The following is a 15,913-nucleotide window of genomic DNA, read 5'->3' on the forward strand; positions in this document are numbered from 1 at the left end:
CACGGCCTCGGGCCTTACGACCCCGGCCGTCCCGGGCTGGCGTGCTCGGCGGGCACCGTTCCCATCCTCCCAGCCTGGAAATCCTGAATCGCCTGGAGGATTTCCTGCTCGTCGTTCATCACGAACGGCCCATACTGCACCGTGCGCTCGTTGAGCGGCTGCCCACCGAGTAGCAGCACCTCCCACGCACCGGTGCGGTTGTCCTGCTTGTCGTCCGCGATCAGCGTGATCGCCTCGCCATGGCCGAGCACCGCGAGCTGGCCTTCGCGCAGCGGCCGACCCTCGTGGCCGACGCGGCCGGAGCCGGACAGTACGTAGACCATCGCGGTGAAGTCCGCTGGCCACGGAGTGCTCAGCCGCGCACCGGGGTTGAGCGATGCGTGCGCGTACGTGATCGGGGTGTGGGTCCAGCCGGGTCCACTGTGGCCGTCGAGCTCGCCCGCGATCAGCCGGACGAGCGAGCCACCGTCGTCTGAGCTCAGCAGCGTCAGCTCGCTGCCGCGCAGGTCTTGGTAGCGCGGGTCGACCCACTTCTTGCTGCGGGGCAAGTTGACCCACAGCTGCACGCCGTGGAACCAGCCGCCGTTGACGACCAGCTCCTCGGACGGCAACTCGTCGTGGAGAACGCCGGAGCCCGCCGTCATCCACTGGGTGTCGCCTTCGGCGATGGTGCCGCCACCGCCGTGCGAGTCGTGGTGCACGAACACGCCATCGAGCAGGTACGTGACGGTCTCGAAGCCGCGGTGCGGGTGCCACGGAGCGCCCTTGGCCTCGTGCGGCTCGTAGGCCACCTCACCGAGGTGGTCCAGCAGGATGAAGGGGTCGGCGCCGCGCAGGTCCGCGCTGGGGAACGGCCTGCGTACCTCGAATCCCGCACCCTCCATCTGTTTGTGGGCGGTCACGATGGTGCGCGGGGCACGGTCGGTCGCGTCCAGGCCCGGCCGCGTGATGCGCGGCAGGACAACGGGATTGGCCACGGTCACCGCTGGCATGACTGCCTCCTGACGACGGAAAGACGAACGCTGTCCATGCAAACGCATGGAGGGGCGCGGTATTCCCGCGCCCCTCCTCGCGATACTCGGACCGAGGGCGATCCTCGTCACAGCGCCCGGTCGTTCGGTCAGAACGTCAGGCGAACCGCGTCGATGTATCCGGTGTCGTAGGAATACGTGTCGCGCACCTTGAGTCGCCAGGTGCCATCGGCGGACTCGCTGGACGCGTCCACCGTGTACGTCGTGCGGACGTCATCAGCGCCGTCCCAGTAGCTGGCGTCCTTGAGCCGGTACTCGGTGCCGTCCGGCGCGACCAGATCGATCACCAGGTCGCCCCGGTAGGTGTGCACGATGTCGACCTTGGCCTTGAGGTCGCTCGGCGCGTTTCCGCTGACTCCGCTCACCACGACGTCGCTGTACACGGCCGACCCGTTGTCTGGGATGTTGACGTTGTCGGTGTTCTCGAACGACGTGTCGTCGTCCGGCGGCTCGCTGCCATCGCAGGTCTGTCCGATGGCGCGCGGCGGACAGTCGGCGTACGAGAGCAGGTGCAGCATGGCCTCTTTGTTGCGGCTGGTCTCCCGGTCGATGACCTCGTCGTCGGGGTAGAAGCCGTCGAGGCCGCCCGAGCTCGGATACATCTCGAACGTGTAGCTGTAGATGCCCTGCTCAGCCCACATCCAGTCGTTGATCGTGCCGTCGGTGATGTAGAGGTCAGACGACTGCTCCGGTGTGTAGCCGTTGGTCGCCGCCATCTCCTCGCCGAGCGTCTGGAACACCTTCTGGTCGTCGGCGTCGAGGCCGGGCGCGGTGTCGTCGTAGGTGTAGCCGTATGGCCACAAGATCAGCTCTGAAAACGTGTGAAAATCGATTCCGGCCGTGATCTGCTGCTCGCCGCCGACCACGCGGCTGCGCACGAAGTCCGCGACCAGCTTGACCTCCGGCGACGACTCCGGTGCCGAGCCACGGTAGGTGTCACTGCTCGGGCTGCCGGACGAGCCGCCGCAGCAGCCCCACTTGTAGTCCCAGTTGCGGTTCAGGTCGGTGCCGACGTAGCTCGAACCCGAGTTGGGCTGCCGGTTCTTCCGCCAGCCGCGATAGTTGCCTGTCTCGATGTCGTACTCGCTGCCATCCGGGTTCATGGTCGGCACGATCCAGATCTCGCGGCTGTTGACCATGTCGGTGACCTCTGGGTCGGACCCGTAGGAGTCCGTGAACAGGTTCATCGAGTACAACGCCATCTCGACGGTCAGATGCTCCCGCGCGTGCTGCTGGTGGGTGAACAGCACCTCGGGCTCGTCCTCGTCGACGTCCGGGTTGTCGGAGATCTTGAGCGCGAGGATGTCCCTGCCCTCGTAGGACTGACCGATGACCTGTCTGCTGATGAGATCGGGATGGTCGGTCACGGCCTTGTCGATCTCGGCCATCATCTCGTCGTAATTGTGGTAGTCCGAGTCTTCCGGCGGGAAGTCCATCGCTGACGGATCCGAGGAACGCTGCCGGGTTTCCTGTCGCTCCACCTTGTAGCCGAGTCCGCGGAGCTTCCGCACCTCGCCAGGCGTCGCGGTGATGTTGATCGTGCCGTGCTCCGTCGAGTTGATCACCGCGCCGGTGCTCGCGACCTCAGTGCGCGCGTCGACCCCTCGCGCGCCGGAGATCAGGTACTCCGCGGTGGCACGGTCATCGGTGCCGCTGGGTTGGCCGGTCGCGGTGCCGCCGCCTAACACGACGGCGACGGCCGTGACCGCTACGGCCACAAAGGACAGTCGTTGGCGTCTCACCCTTACCTCCTCCACGCGCCACCGGGATCACCGGCGGCCAGGGACCAGTAGGGTGATGATCCTCACACGCGGCGTGAGTCCGGTAGGTCGGAAAGTTGGGTGTTCACCACGATCGTGTCCCCGTGGTCAGTTTCTTCCACAGTGGACGGCGTCAGTGGCCGTTCTGGTTCGCGCCCGCGGGTTGCGGACTCTTGCCATCGCTCGATGCCGTCGCTTGGCCATCGGGCCCGTCCGCATCGGCCTCGCTGGCGGTCTCGTCGCTGTCGACGTCCTCCGCGCGTGGCACCGGCCGCCGCTCCTCTTCCGTCGGCTCGAGTGTGTCTGCCGCATCGGACAGCACTTCATCGGCCTTGCGGAGTTTGCCGTGGGCATCCTGGGAGAGCGCGCTGAGCCGCGCCACGACGGCGTTGGCCTCCTTGAGCCTGCGGTCAGCCTCGTGCGTGGCTTCCGCGAGGCGCCGCTGGGCCTCCGCTGACGCTTCCGCGAGCCGCTTCTCTGCTTGGTTCTTACTCGCCGTGCGCTGGTCGGCGATGTACTTTTCCAGCTCGGCCTTTTGCTGGGCCATGTTGGCCTCGAACTCCTGCTCGATGGAGCGGCGTTTGCGCTCGGCCTCGTCGTCCAGCTTCTCGCGCCGCTTGACGGCGTCCACCGTCAGCTCCTGTACCTCGGCGCGAGTCTGCTCCAGCGCCTTGCGGTGCTCCGCGTGCAGCGCCTCCGCCTGGGAATCCAGTTCCTTGAGCAGCGAGCGGTACCGCTCGCGCAACGCGATGGACGCCTGCGCGGTCTCCTTCCAGTTCTCCTCGGCGGCCGTCTGCGCCCGGGTCGTGACCTCCTCGGCCTGCAGGTAGGCGAGGTGTCCGACGCGTTGCATCCGCTGGTCGAGGTCATCGAGATTCTCCGGCGGCACCATCAGCTCATCGACGCGCTTGCGCAGTTTGCCGGTCTCCTCGCGCTCGGCTTCGAGCTCCTTGGTGACGACGTTGACCTGGTCCAGCGCCTGATCGCGCTCGGCGCGCAGTTGTCGCATCGCCGCGTCGACCTGCTCCAGGTACTCCCTGACCTGCTGGCGGTCGTAGCCGTTCCAGTGGTGAGCGAACTCGCGCTGGGACGGGGCTTCGGGCAATGCCTGGGAACGGCTCTGTGCCCCGGACTGAGACGGCCGTTGCGACCCGGCCTGCGACCGGACACTGTCTCGCTTCGAGCTGGGCGACGTCATGCCCCGACGCTACCTGCGTACGGACCGTTGTCACGGCAGGCCCACGGTACGCCCAAACTCGTGCAGGTCTCGCACCCACTTCGTTACCGAGTGTCACTCGTGCACCTGCCGACACAGGCGTCTCAGGCGAGTGTCGGCAGGTGACGCCGCATCACCAGTGGAAGCCGCGGGTGAGCTTGACGAGTGCGTTGGCCGCCTTGCCAAGGTGCTTCTCGCCGCGGCCGATCTTCAGCCGGTTGTCGCCGCCAGCGGCGACCGAGTCCGGGAACACTCGGTACGCCTGATACGCCACGGCGTCCGACAGCCCTGGCGAGAACTTGTACGCGGTGTTGATCAGCTGGCCCGCGGGGGTGCCGATGTGCTTCGGCCGGTTCTTGAGCGCGTGCACCACCATCCCCGCCGCGTCGTCAGGGGACTTCGTCGGGAAGGCGTCGTAGATCTTGGTCGGCCGGATCATCGGTGTGCGCACCAGCGGCATGTGGATCGTGGTGAACGTGACGCCGTCGCCGTGCATCTCAACCGCCGCGATCTTGGTGAAGTAGTCAAGCGCGGCTTTCGACGCGACGTACGCCGAGAAGCGGGGCGCGATGCCCTGCACGCCGATCGACGAGATGTTGACGATGTGGCCGAACTTGCGCTCGCTCATGTGCGGCAACAGCGCCAGGATCATCCGTACCGCACCGAAGTAGTTGATCGCCATGGCGCGCTCGTAGTCGTGGAAGCGATCGTAGGACAGCCTGATCGAGCGCCGAATCGAGCGGCCCGCGTTGTTGACAAGCATGTCGACGCGGCCGTGGTCGGCGAGCATCCGCTCGACGTTCTTGCGCACCGACTCGTCGTCGGTCAGGTCGCACGGGTAGACCGACGCCTTGCCGCCCTGCGCGACGATCTCGTCCCGCACCTCTTCCAGCTCGTGCTCGCGGCGTGCGACCAGCAGCGGGATGCCGCCCTCGCTGGCCACCTTGAGAGCGGTGGCGCGGCCGATGCCGGATGACGCGCCGGTGATGACGATGGTCCTGCCGTCGAGGTTGCCCTTCGGACCGTGCTTACGAGCGCGGAACGGGTCCAGGTTCTCCGCCCAGTACGCCCACAACGTCGTCGCGTAGTCCTGCAACCGGGGCACCTCGACCTGCCCCGCCAGCTCCTTGCGTGTCGCCGCTGACGAGAACACCGACGGGAAGTTGAGGTGCTCCAGCAGTACCGGCGGCATGCCGACACGCTCCATCACCGCGTCGCGGGCGATCGTGACGCCCGGGATGTGCTCGGTCAGCTTGACCAGCTGTAGCAGGCTCTTACCGACGTCGCCGCCGATCTCGGCGGTGATGGTGGGCGCGCCCGCCGCGCGGGCGAAGGCGTTGAACACCCCGATCGTCGGCTGTGGCTCGGGGTTGACCAGGTGGAAGGTGCGGTTGTCCAGGCCCCGCTTGGTGATGAGCAGGTGCATCGCGGCAGCCACGTAGTCCACTGGAACGATGTTGGTGTCGCCGAGGTCGGGCGCCATCGTGGGCAGGTTCGGCAGCGAGGACAGCTTCGCGATGGTGGGGAACAGGTAGTAAGGGCCGTCGATCTTGTCCATCTCGCCGGTCTGTGAATTCCCGACGACGATCGCTGGTCGGTACACGCGCCATGGGACGTCGGTCTGTTCGCGCACCAGCCGTTCCGACTCGAACTTGGTGCGGTGGTAGGCGGTCGGCAGCCGCTGGCCCTCGTCGAACATGTCCTCGGTGAAGGTGCCCTCGAAGTCACCGGCGACGGCGACCGACGACACGTGGTGCAGGCAGCCCGCCTCGATGGCACGGCTCAGCGCGATGACGTTCGCGGTGCCGTCGACGTTGGCCTTGTTGCTGGTCTCATCGTCGGCGGTGATGTCGTAGAGCGCGGCGAGGTGCACGACGTTGTCCACGTTGCCGCGCAGCTGCTCGATGTCGTCGGGCGAGACCCCGGCGAGGTCCTGGGCGATGTCGCCGACGACCGGGCTGACCTTATCGGCGTTCGGCCACCGTTTGGCGATCTCGGTGAGCTTGTGCTGCGAGCTCGCCCGCACGGTCACCCACACCCGTTCGGTGTCCTCATCCGCGAGGATCAGCTCGACGAGATGCCTGCCGATCAGCCCGGTCGCTCCTGTCACGAGATAGGTCGTCATCGTCTTGCTCCTTCGCCGAGGGGATCCGTGGTGTATCGACTACGCCGTGTGAAGGCTATTCTGGTCTACCGCTGTTCGTGCTGGCTACGGCAGTGTGTGTGAGTATCAACGCGAGTGATGTCCGTTGGTAATGCGGAACCTGTCGGTCTCGCGGTCGTTGGGCGGAGCTGGCCTGTCCGCGCCAGCGGCGTAGATCGCCCGAGTAGGGTGTCTGAGGGCGACGGGAACCGGCCGGGACGCGAGGTCGTTGTACTCGTTGCAGGCGCTAGCGACATGCATGCTTAAGAGGTCCAGGAGGGCTCAGTGCGAACCAGTAGCAATCCCGCGTTCCGCAACCTGCCTGTCGGCAGTGCCGCAGGCGCACCGTACGCGGGCTACGACCAACCGGGCTACGGCGCCCCGCAGACCGCGACGGGCGCCGACGACCGGCCGATGACCGTTGACGACGTCGTGATGAAGACCGGTGCCGCGATCGGCACCGCACTGCTGACCGGCGTGATCACCGCGATCTGGGCGCGTGGGGAGATGCTCGACGCCATCGCGGCCGGTGGTTCGTCCGGTGCGGTGTTCGGTGTGATGATCGTCGCGCTGTTGGCCGGTCTCGGCCTCGCCTTGTTCATCTCGTTCAAGCAGAAGGCGAGCGCCGGCTTGACGCTGGCGTACTCCGCCGTCGAGGGCGTGTTCCTTGGCGCCATCACCGGGATGTTCGAACTGATGGTGCCTGGGGTGGCCCTCCAGGCGATCCTCGGTACGGCGCTGGTGTTCGTCACCATGCTGGTGGTCTACAAGACCGGCGCGGTGAAGGTGACACCGAAGCTGCGTAAATGGGTTATCGGTGCCGCGGCTGCCGCCTTCGGTCTCATCCTGGTCAACTTGCTGCTCAGCTTCGTCGGGATCGACCTCGGGGTGCGCGGCAACGGTACGCTCGGCATCATTGTCGGCCTTGTGTTCATCGGTATCGCCGCGTTCATGCTCCTGCTCGACTTCGACATGGCCGACAACATGATTCGCGCGGGCATGCCGCAGAAGTGGGCGTGGTTCGCCGCGTTCGGTCTCATGACCACGCTGGTGTGGCTGTACTTCGAGATGATCCGCCTGCTCTGGGCGCTGCAGAGCGAGTAACCGCATACCGACACGCGACGGGGCGCCGGGTCGACGTGACCCGGCGCCCCTGTTCCGTCTGGGGGCTGGTGGGCCGGGGCTGACTGGCCGCCCGCCCGGTCACGCGGCCGAACCGTGTCGGATCAGCTCATGCGCTCCAGCACCATCGCCATGCCCTGACCACCGCCGACACACATCGTCTCCAAGCCGAACTGCTTGTCGTGGTGGCGCAGCGAGTTGATCAGCGTCGAGGTGATCCGCGCGCCGGTCATGCCGAACGGGTGGCCGACGGCGATCGCGCCGCCGTTGACGTTCAGGCGCTCGATGTCGATGCCGAGCTCCTGGTACGACGGGATGACCTGCGCCGCGAACGCCTCGTTGATCTCCACAAGGTCGATGTCGCTGATGCTCATGCCTGCCCGCTTGAGCGCCTGCTTTGACGCCTCCACGGGGCCGAGGCCCATGATCTCCGGCGACAGCCCGGTCACGCCGGTCGAGACGACCCGCGCCAGCGGCGTGATGCCCAGCTCGGCGGCCTTGGTGTCGGACATGACGATCACCGCGGCGGCGCCGTCGTTGAGTGGGCAGGCGTTGGCGGCCGTGATGCGGCCGTCCGGACGGAACACCGGCTTCAGCCCTGCGACACCCTCCACGGTGACGCCGGCGCGCGGGCCGTCATCGGCGTCGACCACGGAGCCGTCCGGCAGCGTGACCGGCGTGATGTCCTTCGCCCAGAAGCCGTCCGCGATCGCCTTCTCGGCGAGGTTCTGCGAACGTACGCCGAACTCGTCCATCTGCTCGCGGGTGATGCCCTTCAACCGCGCCAGGTTCTCGGCGGTCTGACCCATCGGGATGTAGACGTCCGGCAGCAGGCCCTGCTCGCGTGGGTCGGTCCAGCTGTCGGCGCCCTCGGCCGCCACCTTCGCGGTGCGCGCTTCGGCGTCGGCGAAGATCGGGTTGTGAGTGTCCGGCAGCGAGTCCGAGCTGCCCTTGGCGAATCGGGACACCGTCTCGACGCCCGCCGAGATGAAGACGTCGCCCTCACCGGCCTTGATCGCGTGCATCGCCATACGCGTGGTCTGCAGGCTGGACGAGCAGTACCGGGTGATCGTCGTGCCGGGCAGGTGGTCGTAGCCAAGCTGCACGGCGACGGAACGGCCCATGTTGAAGCCCTGCTCACCGCCTGGCAGGCCGCAGCCCAGCATCAGGTCGTCGATCTGGGCGGGGTCGAGTTGCGGCACCTTGTCCAGCGCTGCCCGCACCATCTGGACGGTCAGATCGTCGGGGCGCATGTCCACCAGTGATCCCTTGCCCGCACGCCCGATGGGAGAACGGGCGGTCGACACGATCACAGCTTCAGGCATGACGGGGTCTCTCCTTCATAGTGAGAATGCGTTGGGTCCATCGTGCATGGCTCACTCGCAGGTTGCTATGGGCGCTCCGCCTAATGGGACCGCGGTCTCGTCACCACCCGCCCGGGTGACGAGCCCCAGAGGCATCGGCGAATCGTCCGGGTTGGGGAGCGGCGGGAGTGGGGCCTTCGCGGCTAGGCTTCCCAAGCAGAAGAACCGAGGCGCCACGAGCGCCGTATGAAAGCAAAGGAACCCTGGTGGACTACGTCGAGCATGTGATCGATCTGGTGGGTAACACCCCGCTGGTGAAGCTGAACGCGCTAACCGCGCACATCGCCAAGGACGCCGACGGTAACGCGCCGACGGTGCTGGCGAAGGTCGAGTACTTCAACCCGGGTGGCAGCGTCAAGGACCGCATCGCCGTGCGCATGATCGAGGCGGCGGAAGAGTCCGGTGAGCTCAAGCCAGGCGGCACCATCGTCGAGCCGACGTCCGGCAACACCGGTGTCGGGCTGGCCATGGTCGCCCAGCGTAAGGGCTACCGCTGCGTGTTCGTCTGCCCTGACAAGGTCAGCGAGGACAAGCGCAACGTTCTCAAGGCGTACGGCGCCGAGGTCGTCGTGTGCCCGACCGCGGTGCCGCCGGACCACCCAGACTCCTACTACTGCGTATCCGACCGGCTTGTCACCGAGATCGACGGCGCGTGGAAACCGAACCAGTACGCCAACCAGGCGAACCCGCGGAGCCACTACGAGACCACCGGTCCCGAGCTGTGGCAGCAGACTGACGGCAAGATCACGCACTTCGTCGCGGGCGTCGGCACCGGCGGCACGATCAGCGGCACCGGCAAGTACCTCAAGGAGGTGTCCGACGGCGCGGTCCGGGTGGTCGGCGCTGATCCCGAGGGCTCGGTGTACTCGGGCGGCACCGGACGTCCGTACCTGGTGGAAGGCGTCGGTGAGGACTTCTGGCCGGAAACCTACGACAGGAACATCGCCGACGAGATCATCGCGATCAGCGACTCGCACTCGTTCACCACCACTCGTGAGCTGGCCGAGCAGGAAGGGCTGCTCGTCGGTGGGTCGTGCGGCATGGCGGTCGCGGCCGCGATCCGGCTGGCGGAGCGACTCGCCGACGAAGGCCGCTCAGACGCGGTGATCGTGGTGCTGTTGCCCGATGGTGGCAGGGGCTACCTGACCAAGGTGTTCAACGACTCCTGGATGGCCTCCTACGGTTTCCTGCCACCTGGATCGACCGACGCCACGGTTGGGGACGTCCTGCGGCGCAAGGATGGCTCGCTGCCCGAGCTGGTGCACACCCACCCGACAGAGACCGTCGCCGAGGCGGTGTCGATCCTGCGCGAGTTCGGCGTCAGCCAGATGCCGGTGGTCAGCGCGGAACCGCCGGTGATGGCCGCCGAGGTCGTCGGAGCGGTGAACGAGCGAGAGCTGCTCGACGCGCTGTTCTCCGGCAAGGCGGAGCTCGCTGACCGGCTTGACCGGCACATGTCGGCGCCGCTACCCACCATCGGAGCGGGGGAGCCCATCTCTTCGGTGAGCGACGCGCTGGTCCACGCGGATGGGGCATTAGTGCTGATGGACGGCAAACCGGTCGGCGTTATTACCCGGCAGGACCTGCTCGCGTTCCTGGCGGGCGGCTGACACCACGATCCGTGGGGTAATCCCGGCGAGGACGACGACTATCCGCTAGCGTGTGCCGCGAGTGAGAGTTTCACGTGATCGCTAAGGGGATTGAGCCCACATGAGTGCTCCCGAGCCACCGAATCCACAGCAGCAAGACCAGGGTCCGCCGGGCGGTGAACAGCAACAACAGGACGTCCCCTTCGGCGATGCGCCGGAGCCAACGCAGGTCGTTCAGCCGGGGCAGCCGTCCGAGCAGGACCAGGGGCACGAGGCGAACGCGACACAGATCGTCTCGCCCGCGCAGCAGCCCGGGGGTGGGCAGGGACAGAACGCCGAGTCCACACAGCTGGTGTCGCCAGCACAGCAGCCGTCGGGGATTCCGTACACGCCGCCGCCGAGCGCGGCGGACAACCCAGGCGCCATGTCGCAGCCGGGCTTGCAACCCGCGTCGCCGCCTGCGGGCTTCGGCCAGCAGCCAGCACCCGGCTTTGACCCGTACCAGAGTCAGCCGGGTGCTGGCATGCCGCCGCAGGGGCCACCGCCGGGACAGTTCGGTGGCCCGCCACCTGGCCAACCGCCAGGATTCGGTGCACCGCCGCCCGGGTTCCCACCGCCGATGGGTGCGGCGCCGGGCGGCCAGCTCGCCGAGTGGGGACCGCGTGCCGCCGGGATGCTGATCGACAACGGCATCCCCATGCTGGCCCTGTTCCTCAGCATGTTCGTCTTTTTCGTCGACATGGTGGTCGGCTTCATCCTCTTCATGTTGGTGGCGCTCGCGGTCACGGCGTTCGGCATCTACAACCGGGTGTTCCAGCAAGGCAAGACGGGTCAGTCCCTCGGGAAAAGGGTGATGAAGCTCCGGCTGATCGGGGAGACGACCGGACAGCCGATCGGCGTCGGCAACGCGTTCGTGCGCGAAATCGCGCACGCGCTTGAGTTCGGCATCGGATACCTCTGGCCGTTGTTCGATGACAAGAAGCAGACCTTCGCGGACAAGCTGATGCACACGGTCGTCGTGACAGCGTCACCCGCTCCCGCTGGCGCGCCAGGTGCGCCAGGCGGGTTCGGGCAGCCGGGGATGCCGCAGGGCCCACCGCCCGGATACGGCCAGCCGGGTATGCCGCAGGGCTACGGCCAGCCGGGCATGCCGCATGGGCAGCCACCCGGTTTCGCGCCGCAGGGCCCGCCGCCTGGATACGGCCAGCCGGGAATGCCTCCGCAGGGTCCGCCATCGGGCGGCTTCGGTCAGCCCGGCGCGCCGCAGGGCCCGCCGCCCGGATATGGCCAGCCGGGAATGCCTCCGCAGGGTCCGCCATCGGGTGGCTTCGGCCAGCCGGGAATGCCTCCGCAGGGTCCGCCATCGGACGGCTTCGCCCAGCAGTCCCCGCCGTACGGTGACTACGGCCAGCAGGGCCAGCCGCAGCAGAGCTGGTACGGACAGCCGCCGCAGCAGGGCTGATCGACGTTCCCGCCGAGCCGCACGCTGACGTCCCTGGTCGGGGAGTTGGTGTGCGGCTCTCGTCCGGGAGGGAGCGGTTGGTGAACTGGTGTGCCTTGATCGCGGGAGCGCTCGCCGTGCTGTATGGCGTCATCGGTGGCGTATTCGTCGTGGTGGGCGGCGCCGAGCTTGCCGGTGCCGACACGCTCGATCCGGTCGGTGCCGTGGTCTTCCTGGCCCTGGTCGTGATCTCCGGACTGCTGTTGACCGGAGGTGTGCTGTTGCTCGCCCGTAGGGCATCGGGACAGTGGACGGTCGTGGCTGGCGCCGTGCTGAGCATCGGCGGGATCAGCTATGTCCTGCTCAGGACGTCGACCGCGCCAATGGGCGTTACGCCTGAGCTCGCGGCATCCGCGAACACCGAGCTACGGCAGATCGCGGTGGTCGCCCTCGTGCTCGCCATTGTGATGCTGGCGCTCGCCTTGGTGCCGCGGCGGGAGCAGGGGTCGCGGCCACCGACGTGGTGAGCCGGGCATACCCTCGGGACCATGGTCGACGACACCTCACACCTTGGATTCGAAACCCGAGCCATCCACGCCGGACAGGAGCCCGATCCGCGAACCGGAGCGGTGATCACGCCCATCTTCCAGACGTCGACCTACGCGCAGGACGGCGTCGGTGGCACGCGCGAGGGCTACGAGTACTCCCGCACCGCCAACCCGACCCGCACCGTCATGGAGGACGCGCTGGCCGCGTTGGAGGACGCCGCGCACTGTGTCGCGTTCGCTTCCGGGATGGCGGCCAGTGACGCGGTGCTGCGGATCGTGCTGCGGCCCGGCGATCACCTCGTGCTCGGCAACGACGCCTACGGCGGCACGTTCCGGCTCATCGACAAGGTGCTCACCGGCTGGGGCGTCGACTACACCGTTGCCGACATGTCCTCGCCCGACGAGGTGCGCGCGGCACTGCGGCCGGAGACCAAGCTCGTCTGGTGCGAGACGCCCAGCAATCCGCTGCTCGGCATCGCCGACATCGCCGGGCTCGCCGACATCGCGCACTCCGGCGGTGCGCGGCTCGTCGTGGACAACACCTTCGCGACGCCGTACCTCCAGCAGCCGCTCGGGCTCGGCGCGGACTTCGTCGTGCACTCCACGACGAAGTACCTCGGCGGGCACTCCGACGTCGTCGGCGGCGCGGTGGTGACGAACTCCGACGAGACGCGCGAACAGCTCTTCTTCCTGCGCAACTCGGCGGGCGCGGTGCCGGGGCCGTTCGACAGTTGGCTCACGCTGCGCGGCATGAAGACCCTCGCCGTGCGGATGGAGCGGCATTGCGACAACGCCGAGCGCATCGCGCGGATGCTTGCCGAGCACGACGGCATCACCGAGGTGTACTACCCGGGCCTGTCCGAGCACCCCGGGCACGTCCTGGCGGCGAAGCAGATGCGGCGGTTCGGCGGGATGGTGTCGTTCACCGTCGCGGGTGGCGAGCAGCGCGCACTCGACGTCGCGGCGAAGCCGAAGCTGTTCCTGCTCGCGGAGTCGCTGGGCGGCATCGAGTCGCTGATCGAGCACCCTGGTCGCATGACGCACGCCAGCGTGGACGGGTCACAGCTTCAGGTGCCCGCTGGGCTGTTGCGCATCTCGGTAGGGATCGAGAACGCCGATGACCTCATGGCGGACCTGTCGGCGGCGCTGGCCTAGGAGATCACCGTGTAGCCGGAGTTCTGCAGTTCGGCAGCGACCTCGGCACGGTGTTCGGGGCCGCGTGTCTCCAGGTTCAGTGACACCTCGACCTCGTCGAGCTCCAGCGCGCCAGCGGTCCGCGAGTGTTCGACGTCGAGGACGTTGGCGCCCAACTTGCCCACCGTTGTCAAGATCTCGCCGAGCGAACCGGGCCGATCGCGGACCCGCAACCGCAGCGACAGATACCGGCCGCCAGCGGTCATGCCGTGCCGGATGATGCGCAGCAGGAGCAGCGGGTCGACGTTGCCACCGGACAGGATCGACACGATCGGCGGCTTGAATGCGCGTGGATGTTCCAGCAACGCCGCCACCCCGGCCGCTCCGGCAGGCTCCACCACGAGCTTGCGGCGTTCGAGGCAGAGCAGCACCGCACGTGACAGTGACTCCTCGCTGACTGTGACGACGTCGCTGGCCAGCGACGAGACGTGTCCGAAGCTCACCTCGCCGAGCTGGCCGACCGCGATCCCGTCCGCCATCGTGTAGGTCGATCCCAGCGGCACTGGGTGTCCAGCGGCGAGCGACGGTGGGTATGCGGCCGCGCCCGATGCCTGCACACCGACGACCTTGACGTCCGGCCTGCGGGCGGCCATGGCAGCGCCGACGCCCGCGAGCAGGCCGCCACCACCGGTGGGCACGACCACCGTAGCGGCGTCAGGCACCTGATCCAGGATTTCGAGACCGACGGTGCCCTGCCCCGCGATGATGTCTGGGTGGTCGAACGGGTGGATGAACACCGCACCCTCGCGCTCGGCGAAGTCGGTGGCGGCGGCGAAGGTCTCGGTCAGTTCGGTGCCGACCAGGTGAACCTCAGCGCCGTAGCCCCTTGTCGCCGCCACCTTCGGCAGTGGGGCCCGCTCTGGCATGAACACCGTGGCGCGGGTGCCGATCAGCGAGGCGGCCAGGGCGACGCCCTGCGCGTGGTTGCCCGCGCTGACCGCGACGACGCCGCGCTCGCGCTCGGCCGCCGAGAGGCCGTGGATGCGCGTATAGGCGCCCCTGATCTTGAACGACCCGGTGCGCTGCAGCGTCTCGCACTTGAGATAGACGTCGCCGTTGTGGAGCCGGGCGAGGTCCCTGGCGTGCTCCATCGGCGTCTGGCGCACCACGTCGGAAAGCAAGTCCCGAGCGGCCTCGATCTTGTCAATGCTGACGAGGTCCATGCCTGCGGATCATGCCACGTGTGAGGCGCGACTCATGTCGCCCATGGGGACCGGGTACGCTGGAGAGCCACAACGACCTGTCGACGTGGGAGAACGGATGATTCGGGGGAAGAGGGAATCGCGGGCGACCCGCGCTACGGGTGGGGTGTCGATGCTCGTCGGCGTTGCCTCAGCCGTCGCCCTGACCGGGGCAGCCTTCTTCACCGTGCAGCAGGCCACCTGCGCCGACCCGGGCACCTACATCAGGCACGCCGACCACGTGGAGCTGGTCGGCGGCTGTGTCGATGGGAGCGAGTTGCCCGCGCGGGACGGTGGCGACGACAGCGACCGCACGCACGAGCAGGGCAAGGGCTTCTACCGGCCCTGAGCGGTCACGGGCACCTGCGATCTGAAGACGTTGTGGTCGTTATAGCGACCTAAACGCATCCAGATCCACACGCCGCTAGACGTACAACGCGTCGAATGGTGCGAACGGCAGGTTCCTGATCACGAACCAGACGCTGAACACGACGGCGAACGCCAGCGGCGCCCAACGGTAGTGCAGCCAGCTCCGCACGCGCCTGCCACGGAGTCTGCCGAGCGTCCACGCCGCCACGCTCCACACGAGCAGGAATCCGATGACGAACGAGACGGCGTTGTAGTGCAGCGCGGCGCCGATGTCGCCGTGTAGCGCGCTGTAGAGCATGCGCATACCGCCGCACCCAGGACAGACGATGCCGAACAGGAGCTTCGACGGGCACACCGGCAGTGGCCCGCCCGGCGTCGTGGGGTCGCCTGCCAGCACGACGGCGCACGCCGCGACGCCCCCGGCCGCGACGGCCAACGGCGGTGCGAGGGCGCGCAGGGTGTCGCGCGCACCTCGCACCGGACGTCCGGTGTAGTCGACGCTCAGGGCGCGGATACCGGCGCCCAGCGCCGTTCTGGCACGGACGCCGGAGCCAATGGTGGTGGCCATGACGAATTCGTCAGTACGACGTCGAGTACGTGCTGAACGAGATCGCGCCAGCGGCGATGACGAAGACGAACACGATGACAACGATCGCGACCGAGGCGATCGCGCTCCACATCGCCCACTTGCCCGCGTCGGAGGCCGCCTTCTGCGCCGCGTCGTATTGCCCTTGGTACCAGAGCTTGTTGACCTCGTTGGCCTTGACGATCGACACGATGCCGAGCGGCAGGCAGCAGAGGACCGTGGTGAGGATGCCCCACACCAGATTGTTGTCTGGCGGCGGACCCGGCGGCTGCGCGCCGTACGGTGCTGGCATGCCAGGACCGTATGTGCCTTGCCCTTGACCATACGGGTCATGCGGCTGCTGTGGGTACGGGTTGGTCACGACGTCCC

Annotated in this window: 14 protein-coding genes; 6 read left to right on the forward strand and 8 right to left on the reverse strand. The window is 67.7% G+C overall.

Translation table 11 applies throughout. The annotated features are described in order from the left end of the window. Positions 1-14: 14 nt before the first annotated feature. The 4 genes from ACFQGD_RS09675 to ACFQGD_RS09690 all read right to left on the reverse strand — a co-directional run bounded on the left by ACFQGD_RS09675 (position 15) and on the right by ACFQGD_RS09690 (position 6,132). Positions 15-992 carry a pirin family protein gene (locus tag ACFQGD_RS09675; RefSeq protein WP_345405270.1) on the reverse strand — a complete coding sequence of 326 codons (978 nt, stop codon included), beginning with the start codon at positions 990-992 and terminating at the stop codon, positions 15-17. 128 nt (positions 993-1,120) lie between these two features. Then, positions 1,121-2,773 (reverse strand): M14 family zinc carboxypeptidase, encoded by a 1,653-nt coding sequence (locus ACFQGD_RS09680; protein ID WP_345405273.1) that lies wholly within the window; start codon positions 2,771-2,773, stop codon positions 1,121-1,123. 151 nt (positions 2,774-2,924) lie between these two features. After that, positions 2,925-3,989 (reverse strand): coiled-coil domain-containing protein, encoded by a 1,065-nt coding sequence (locus ACFQGD_RS09685; RefSeq protein WP_345405276.1) that lies wholly within the window; start codon positions 3,987-3,989, stop codon positions 2,925-2,927. Between the two features lie 151 nt (positions 3,990-4,140). Beyond that, entirely contained in the window at positions 4,141-6,132 is a 1,992-nt protein-coding gene (locus ACFQGD_RS09690) for an SDR family oxidoreductase (protein ID WP_345405279.1), read from the reverse strand. A 303-nt stretch (positions 6,133-6,435) separates the two neighbouring features. Here ACFQGD_RS09690 and ACFQGD_RS09695 point away from each other — a divergent pair, with 303 nt between their 5' ends. After that, a complete protein-coding gene (locus ACFQGD_RS09695; RefSeq protein ID WP_345405282.1) occupies positions 6,436-7,254 on the forward strand; it encodes a Bax inhibitor-1/YccA family protein in 819 nt (272 codons plus the stop codon). Between the two features lie 122 nt (positions 7,255-7,376). Here ACFQGD_RS09695 and ACFQGD_RS09700 read toward each other — a convergent pair whose 3' ends face one another. After that, complete coding sequence (locus ACFQGD_RS09700) at positions 7,377-8,597, reverse strand: acetyl-CoA C-acetyltransferase (protein WP_345405285.1); 1,221 nt, start codon at positions 8,595-8,597, stop codon at positions 7,377-7,379. Between the two features lie 245 nt (positions 8,598-8,842). Between ACFQGD_RS09700 and ACFQGD_RS09705 the strand changes: the two genes are divergently transcribed. The 4 genes from ACFQGD_RS09705 (at position 8,843) to ACFQGD_RS09720 (ending at position 13,369) form a co-directional block, all read left to right on the forward strand. After that, positions 8,843-10,246 carry a cystathionine beta-synthase gene (locus tag ACFQGD_RS09705; RefSeq protein ID WP_345405288.1) on the forward strand — a complete coding sequence of 468 codons (1,404 nt, stop codon included), beginning with the start codon at positions 8,843-8,845 and terminating at the stop codon, positions 10,244-10,246. Positions 10,247-10,346: 100 nt separating this feature from the next. Then, entirely contained in the window at positions 10,347-11,687 is a 1,341-nt protein-coding gene (locus ACFQGD_RS09710; protein WP_345405291.1) for an RDD family protein, read from the forward strand. Positions 11,688-11,767: 80 nt separating this feature from the next. Further along, entirely contained in the window at positions 11,768-12,193 is a 426-nt protein-coding gene (locus ACFQGD_RS09715) for a hypothetical protein (protein ID WP_345405294.1), read from the forward strand. Positions 12,194-12,214: 21 nt separating this feature from the next. Further along, positions 12,215-13,369 carry a cystathionine gamma-synthase gene (locus tag ACFQGD_RS09720; RefSeq protein ID WP_345405297.1) on the forward strand — a complete coding sequence of 385 codons (1,155 nt, stop codon included), beginning with the start codon at positions 12,215-12,217 and terminating at the stop codon, positions 13,367-13,369. Here the strand turns inward: ACFQGD_RS09720 and ilvA are convergent. Then, positions 13,366-14,571: a threonine ammonia-lyase gene (gene ilvA, locus ACFQGD_RS09725; protein ID WP_345405300.1), complete on the reverse strand. Its 1,206-nt coding sequence runs from the start codon at positions 14,569-14,571 to the stop codon at positions 13,366-13,368. The genes ACFQGD_RS09720 and ilvA overlap by 4 nt on opposite strands. A gap of 97 nt (positions 14,572-14,668) precedes the next feature. Here ilvA and ACFQGD_RS09730 point away from each other — a divergent pair, with 97 nt between their 5' ends. After that, positions 14,669-14,938: a hypothetical protein gene (locus ACFQGD_RS09730; protein ID WP_345405303.1), complete on the forward strand. Its 270-nt coding sequence runs from the start codon at positions 14,669-14,671 to the stop codon at positions 14,936-14,938. Positions 14,939-15,013: 75 nt separating this feature from the next. Here ACFQGD_RS09730 and ACFQGD_RS09735 read toward each other — a convergent pair whose 3' ends face one another. Next, the gene (locus ACFQGD_RS09735) at positions 15,014-15,526 is read right to left on the reverse strand and encodes a DUF2752 domain-containing protein (RefSeq protein WP_345405306.1); all 513 of its coding nucleotides are present in this window, start codon (positions 15,524-15,526) and stop codon (positions 15,014-15,016) included. A 10-nt stretch (positions 15,527-15,536) separates the two neighbouring features. Next, complete coding sequence (locus tag ACFQGD_RS09740; RefSeq protein WP_390221032.1) at positions 15,537-15,905, reverse strand: CD225/dispanin family protein; 369 nt, start codon at positions 15,903-15,905, stop codon at positions 15,537-15,539. Between the last annotated feature and the right edge of the window lie 8 nt (positions 15,906-15,913).

Origin of the sequence: Haloechinothrix salitolerans (assembly GCF_042662605.1) — a bacterium.
Taxonomy (GTDB): domain Bacteria; phylum Actinomycetota; class Actinomycetes; order Mycobacteriales; family Pseudonocardiaceae; genus Haloechinothrix_A; species Haloechinothrix_A salitolerans.

Excerpts from the sequence above, each read along its gene's own strand:
- ACFQGD_RS09675 (WP_345405270.1), bottom strand. The coding sequence starts at position 992 with ATGCCAGCGGTGACCGTGGCCAATCCCGTTGTCCTGCCGCGCATCACG.
- ACFQGD_RS09685 (WP_345405276.1), bottom strand. The coding sequence starts at position 3,989 with ATGACGTCGCCCAGCTCGAAGCGAGACAGTGTCCGGTCGCAGGCCGGG.
- ACFQGD_RS09690 (WP_345405279.1), bottom strand. The coding sequence starts at position 6,132 with ATGACGACCTATCTCGTGACAGGAGCGACCGGGCTGATCGGCAGGCAT.
- ACFQGD_RS09700 (WP_345405285.1), bottom strand. The coding sequence starts at position 8,597 with ATGCCTGAAGCTGTGATCGTGTCGACCGCCCGTTCTCCCATCGGGCGT.
- ACFQGD_RS09710 (WP_345405291.1), top strand. The coding sequence starts at position 10,347 with ATGAGTGCTCCCGAGCCACCGAATCCACAGCAGCAAGACCAGGGTCCG.
- ACFQGD_RS09720 (WP_345405297.1), top strand. The coding sequence starts at position 12,215 with ATGGTCGACGACACCTCACACCTTGGATTCGAAACCCGAGCCATCCAC.
- ilvA (WP_345405300.1), bottom strand. The coding sequence starts at position 14,571 with ATGGACCTCGTCAGCATTGACAAGATCGAGGCCGCTCGGGACTTGCTT.
- ACFQGD_RS09730 (WP_345405303.1), top strand. The coding sequence starts at position 14,669 with ATGATTCGGGGGAAGAGGGAATCGCGGGCGACCCGCGCTACGGGTGGG.
- ACFQGD_RS09735 (WP_345405306.1), bottom strand. The coding sequence starts at position 15,526 with ATGGCCACCACCATTGGCTCCGGCGTCCGTGCCAGAACGGCGCTGGGC.